10 protein-coding genes are annotated in these 6,013 nt (G+C 22.1%); 4 read left to right on the top strand and 6 right to left on the bottom strand.

Going from position 1 to position 6,013, the window contains the following annotated elements:
• The 3 genes from GBZ86_RS11560 to GBZ86_RS11550 all read left to right on the top strand — a co-directional run.
• On the top strand, positions 1–737 hold a 737-nt coding region (locus GBZ86_RS11560; RefSeq protein ID WP_152890826.1), incomplete at its 5' end, for a CPBP family intramembrane glutamic endopeptidase.
• A 93-nt stretch (positions 738–830) separates the two neighbouring features.
• Entirely contained in the window at positions 831–1,055 is a 225-nt protein-coding gene (locus GBZ86_RS11555; RefSeq protein WP_152890824.1) for a hypothetical protein, read from the top strand.
• Between the two features lie 27 nt (positions 1,056–1,082).
• On the top strand, positions 1,083–1,352 hold the full coding sequence (locus tag GBZ86_RS11550) for a hypothetical protein (protein WP_152890822.1): 270 nt from the start codon (positions 1,083–1,085) through the stop codon (positions 1,350–1,352).
• A gap of 40 nt (positions 1,353–1,392) precedes the next feature.
• Here the strand turns inward: GBZ86_RS11550 and GBZ86_RS17220 are convergent, their stop codons facing one another.
• Together GBZ86_RS17220 and GBZ86_RS11545 are read right to left on the bottom strand one after the other, a co-directional pair.
• Complete coding sequence (locus GBZ86_RS17220) at positions 1,393–1,548, bottom strand: hypothetical protein (protein ID WP_170272228.1); 156 nt, start codon at positions 1,546–1,548, stop codon at positions 1,393–1,395.
• Between the two features lie 223 nt (positions 1,549–1,771).
• Entirely contained in the window at positions 1,772–2,947 is a 1,176-nt protein-coding gene (locus GBZ86_RS11545; protein WP_152890820.1) for an MFS transporter, read from the bottom strand.
• Positions 2,948–3,127: 180 nt separating this feature from the next.
• Here GBZ86_RS11545 and lepB point away from each other — a divergent pair, with 180 nt between their 5' ends.
• Positions 3,128–3,676 carry a signal peptidase I gene (gene lepB, locus GBZ86_RS11540; protein WP_422678925.1) on the top strand — a complete coding sequence of 183 codons (549 nt, stop codon included), beginning with the start codon at positions 3,128–3,130 and terminating at the stop codon, positions 3,674–3,676.
• Positions 3,677–3,732: 56 nt separating this feature from the next.
• On the opposite strand, the gene GBZ86_RS17215 is transcribed toward lepB, so the two are convergent.
• The 4 genes from GBZ86_RS17215 to GBZ86_RS11525 all read right to left on the bottom strand — a co-directional run bounded on the left by GBZ86_RS17215 (position 3,733) and on the right by GBZ86_RS11525 (position 5,736).
• Positions 3,733–3,885: a hypothetical protein gene (locus GBZ86_RS17215; protein WP_207707445.1), complete on the bottom strand. Its 153-nt coding sequence runs from the start codon at positions 3,883–3,885 to the stop codon at positions 3,733–3,735.
• A 95-nt stretch (positions 3,886–3,980) separates the two neighbouring features.
• A complete protein-coding gene (locus GBZ86_RS11535; RefSeq protein ID WP_152890818.1) occupies positions 3,981–4,355 on the bottom strand; it encodes a DUF1622 domain-containing protein in 375 nt (124 codons plus the stop codon).
• Between the two features lie 562 nt (positions 4,356–4,917).
• Complete coding sequence (locus GBZ86_RS18450; protein ID WP_268817440.1) at positions 4,918–5,049, bottom strand: hypothetical protein; 132 nt, start codon at positions 5,047–5,049, stop codon at positions 4,918–4,920.
• Positions 5,050–5,193: 144 nt separating this feature from the next.
• Positions 5,194–5,736: a dihydrofolate reductase family protein gene (locus GBZ86_RS11525; RefSeq protein WP_152890816.1), complete on the bottom strand. Its 543-nt coding sequence runs from the start codon at positions 5,734–5,736 to the stop codon at positions 5,194–5,196.
• Positions 5,737–6,013 lie beyond the last annotated feature (277 nt).

Here is a 6,013-nt window from a genome sequence, read left to right as displayed (position 1 = left end):
GTTATATATTATCATCATTTTTATATTTTTTAGAAAATACAGACTTAAAGATATTAATATTAAATTTATGGTACTCAATATTATTATTAATATATATATATGTATCTTTAAGCTTTTTACCTTATGATAAAAAAAATACTTTTTATAACTCTAAATGGCTACTTTGGCCTGTTATAGTTAATTTAACAACGCTTATAATTTATGGCTTTAATGTTCCTTATATAGAAAATGAACTTAAAGTTAATTTTATTTTATTTGCTTTACTATTTGTATGTTATATATCTAGAGAAAAAATTTCTAGTCTTAATTTTAATACTTCCTTAATTACGCTACTAAGAATTTTAGTAATAGCAATTCTCTACAAACTAATACTTATATGTGTTTATGAATTAAGTGGTGTTACTTTGGTAAGTTCTGATAAGTCTTTTATTTTAACATTTTTGAAAGGATTAATTTTTCCTGTAATTTATGAAGAAATTTTATTTAGAGGTTTTTTACTAGGTACTCTTAGTGCTTTTAAATTATCTAAAACTAAAAGTAACATTATTCAATCATTAATTTATGGTATATTACACAATATTATATTTTTAGAACCTTCAAATATATTTTTAGCTATTATATACACATGCTCCCATTCTTTAATGGGTTATTTATATGGTAAAGCTTATTTAAAAAGTGGCTCTATAACTTGTAGTATAGTTTTACATTCTTTATGCAAAGCTATTTCCTTTACTTAATAAAATTATCTGTTAATTTAAATTTATGTAATTTTTATTATAAATACTTATTTTACTGATTTAATACATGAAATATTGTGAGGAGTTGAAATTATGACTTTAAAAAAGAAAAAAAATAAAATTTCTATTATGTTAATTTGGTCATTTATACTATGCTTTTTATTTATAGTTATAAAAATTAGCTCTAATAGTACTTCTAAAACTTCCATATCTATAGCAAATAATAATATTGTTATTAAAGAACAAAATGAAGAAATTACAGTACAAGAAGTACTTAAGGATAATAGCCTTTTGCTCTTTGCTAAAAATCCTTTGTGAGGACCTTGCAAAGAGCAACTGGTTCAGTTGAATGATTCTCACATACAAAATATAAAAAATAACAATTTTAATGTTTTCCTAATAACAGAACGTCCTCCTATGGCAAATATGGAATGTGAATCACAACTAGGCTTATTAAGCTTAGATTCCATCTCTGATAAAAATGGTTTTATAAAATCTCATTTAAATATAACAGAAGAAAATGGCTATATTTTAATTAAAGATGATAAAATTATAGACTCAAATTTTAATGAAAAGTATATTGAAGATTTTATTAAAAACTATATCAATATATGATAATAGGGAAAAACACTTACAATGTTTTTCCCTACAACAATTAATTTATATGATCACTTTGGAATCCTTCTCTTTCAATAGAATGTTTTTTAGCTGTTCTATTATGATTTTTTCCTTCTTCACTAGTAATAGGAGTTTGATAATTACATTTTTTCATTCTAGCTAATTTATTATCTGGTTGACTATCTTTTGACATTTTTATCTTCCTTTCATTTAATAAAACTTTTACTTTTTAAGTTACAAATAACTTTTTAATTTAGTTTCATATAATATTCTCAACATCATAAATACACAAATTTTTTATTAAAAAAATCTAATATATCTATTTTTCTTACTTTTCTTTACACTACTTTCAACCATATTAAATTCATAGTAGTTATTAATATTATATATAAAATAAAATATATTATACATTATACCTAATTATTTTCCTCTAAATTAATACTACTTTTAATACCTATAACAAAACCTACTCCTAATAAAATAGCTGCTGTTAAAAATGGTAGTTTACTATTTATTTCAAATATAAATCCTGAAAACAATGAACCTGTAATCATTCCTATTGCTTTAGCTGAGTTTTGTATTCCCATAACAGCACCATAATTATTTTTAGACATTCTTACAACTATATTTTGTTGTATAGGTACATATATACTGCAAATAGCTACAAAAATTATTATAAAAATAAAAAATAAAATTATATTAGGTATTAAAGCTGCTATAGCTACAGATAAAGATAATGCTAAACTTAAAATTTTAAAACTTTTTACTTCCCCAAATCTTTTTCCTAAATAAGGTGTTATTAATAAATTAGCTAAAAATCCTATTATTCCTGCCACTGATAAAAATACACCATTAAAAGTAGGAGGTAAATTTAATACTGATTCTATATAATAGTTAATGCTTGAATTATAACTTGTTGATGCAAAATAAAATATTATTACCATTATCATAACTAAAGTTAATTGTGGAGTTAACATATCTTTGTGCTCTTTAAAAGAAAACATATTTAACGAAATTTTATTCATAGTTTTTTTAGTTTTATTAATAATAGTTTCTTCAAATAATAAATATATAATTCCACAAATTGTAGTACATAAAAGAAACTGCACAAAAAATGTTATTTTATAATTATTATTTCCTAAAACTCCTCCTAATAAAGAACCTAAAGAACCGCCAATAGTACTTACCGCAGAATAATAGGTCATATATTTTAATCTATTTTCTTTTGTAGTAATATCACTTAAATATGCAATTGAAGTTGTTAAATAACTTACTACAAAAGCTCCTCCTAAAAACCTAAAAATAACTATAATTATAGGATTACTATTAAATCCAAAACCTAATTGACTAATTCCATAGCCAAAAAGCCCCATCATTAAGTATTTAATTCTTCCATGTTTATCTGATAAGGAACCAAATATAGGTGAAAATAAAAAATTTCCTAATGACATTGCTGCAAAAAACACACCAAACATAAACGCTGGTAACCCTAATTTCCTAATAAGCATAGGGGTAACAGGATGTGCCATATTCAATGCTATTGTAGATATAAAAGTTATAAATAATACATATCCCAAAGATTTTTTTCTCATATTATACTCCTATTTTCTATTGTAATTTTATATGTGATTTATTATATCAAAACCTTTCTTCTGTAACAAACTGAAAATAATATCCTTCTATAATTTCATATAAAAAAACGAATTAATTTACATTTTTTGGAATTTATATTAAAATATTAATATAAGTTATTTACTTTTATTAAAAAGAAGGTGACATATTTGATTAATGAAAATCAATATAAACTCTCTAAGAAATCTCAAACTTCAAAAACTTTATTTTTTATTATTAAATTTTTAGTATTAAGTATATTAATGATTTTTATTATTAATAAGTTTGTTATATTTATTGCGTATATTCCAAGTGGTTCTATGAATCCTACCCTTATTGAAGGTGATAATTTAATAATATCTAAAATCTATACTAAAATAAATAGAGGTGATATTATTGTTTTTAATCATGAATCAAATGAAAATATGCTTATAAAAAGAGTTATAGGCTTACCTGGAGATTTTATAGAAATAAAAAAAGGAAAGGTTTATATAAATAATTCTTTGTTAGAAGAAAATTATGTTAAATTTCCTGAAGATACTAATAATATTTTTAAAGTACCAAAAGATAATTATCTATTTTTAGGTGATAATAGAAAGGACTCTTTTGATTCTAGAAAATGGACTTATCCTTATGTATGTAAAAAAGATATCGTTGGAAAAGCTATTTTTAGATTTTACCCTTTTAATAAAATAGGATTTTTAAAATAAGCAAAACCAATAACATTTTTAAAATGTTGTTGGTTTTGCTTACTCATTTGTCTAATTTAATTGAAAAATTTCTTAAAAATAAATGTTATACCACTTACTATACTTACTATTACTAACAGACAAATACTTTTTATTAACATTTTTATTCTTTTTCTTTTAGCTCTCCTTTTTCTTTTAGCAAGTCTTGCTGTTCTGGTGCATACTATCATCATATCCTCCATAAGAAAAAACCTTATAATTCCTTCAATGTAAATTATACCCAAAATATTAATAATACTCAACTTAATATTTTACAAATAATTAATTACTTTTTATTAAATTCATCAAGTACTTCTGTTGTACTGTGTAACTCTTTTACCGTTTTTCCATCTGATTTAATTTCCATATGAATTATAAAAGATAATAATGCTCTTAATAAAATTGTTGCTCCTAAAATTGCTATTTCTTTAAAACTTCTAATAAGTACAGTTTTTAAAATTTCTGCAGCTAGTTTAAATTCTAACCCCATTGCCATAGCATTTGCTAATGCAAACTTTATAGGATACTCATATTTATTAAAAACACTTAAACTATAGTAATAAAATGCTTTTAATGCTCCTACTGTTATTACTATAGCACCCATTATTTCAAGTATTTGAATTATAATAGGAAACCCTACTTGTATTATTTCTTCTAACATTATAATCACTTCCCCAATATAATTTATCTATTCTATATATTCTATAATACATCTTTATAACCATACTTTTCAAATATCACTTTATTATCCAATATATAATTAATTATGGTATTTTATATGAATATCTTTAAAATTAATAACTAAGTATTATTTTTGCTTTCTTTTAAATATAACATCAAAAAATGCTGTACCAAATGCTAACCCTAAAGGAATCGATAGTTCTCTAAATAAATCTATCTTTGAATGTCTAAAAAAATAATCAAAAATAAAATTTAAAGCACTAAAAAAAATAAATATTTTTATAAATATAATTAATCTTTTTTTTATTTGACTCCATTTTAACTTCCTTAATTTTATTAATGTAATTAAAGAAAAATATAAAAGACAAAAAAAAGTAAAAATTACATATGCTATTACAAATTTGATAGCAATATTACTCTGTACATCCTTATAGACAATAAATACTGAAACTATAGTTCCAATAATAAATAATGTTTAAATAAATTTAGTTAAATTCAGTGATAAAATTTTTTTCATTTGTACTTACTCCTATTATAATTTTTTATATTAATGATATAATACAGATCTTAATTTCATTAGATGTTTTAAAAGTTTTTATCCCATAATCAATTAATTTACTAATGGAAATTCCAAACACAACTGATAAAAAACTACGTAAATCTTTATTGTCCATATACTTTACTCCTTCTAAATAAACTTTATAATTATTTTATTAGAAAATAAACTTTTATTAGTTACAAAATAATTTTATATGATTTTTTTGCTTTTTAAAAAAATATAGAAGTGCACATACACTTCTATAAAAATAAATACTTTTTTAAAATTCTTCTCTTCTAATATGATGCATTAATACAGAGCCGTTATAGCTTTTTACACTTTTTAATTTAAGTTTAATCTCTGGATTATTTTTATTGAATAATTGTATTCCATTCCCTAAAATAGTAGGCATTATTGATATTATATAATCATCAATTAAGTTTTCTTTAATAAGCCTATCAGCTAAAGAACTTCCACCTAAAATCCAGATATCTTTTCCTTTCTTTTCTTTTAATTTATTTACAAAATCACATACATCTTCTTTAATAAATTCTACATCATCATTTCTTTTATAATCACTATTAGTAAATACATAACTTTTTTTACCTTTGTACACCCATTTATTAGGGCTAAGTTCATTTACAATTTGATCGTAGGTTTTTCTTCCTATAATAACAGTATCAATACTTCTATAAAAATCCGCATATCCATAATCAGCTTCTGGTTCACTTCCATCACCTAAAAGCCAATCAATTGCACCATTTTCTCTTGCAATATATCCATCTAAACTCATTGCTATATATAAAATTACTCTTCTGCCCATACAAACTACTCCTTAATTATTAATATATTTTAAAATTACTTTTTAGTTTCTATTTTATACTACTTAATTATTATACAACTTCATGAAATTTTTACATAAATTTTTTATTTATTGGTTAAAATAATTTAGCTTAAATTTAAAGTTAATTATGTTAACACCACTTTACAAGTAATTAAAAATTAATTTTATAAAAAATGAACCAAATTCCTAAAAACTGTGCAAACTATTAATACAACCAATACTAATAAAACACAGGAGGAATTTGGTTCTATGAATA

Source organism: Clostridium tarantellae (assembly GCF_009295725.1).
Lineage (GTDB): Bacteria > Bacillota > Clostridia > Clostridiales > Clostridiaceae > Sarcina > Sarcina tarantellae.
This window is presented reverse-complemented; position numbering and strand designations above follow the sequence as displayed.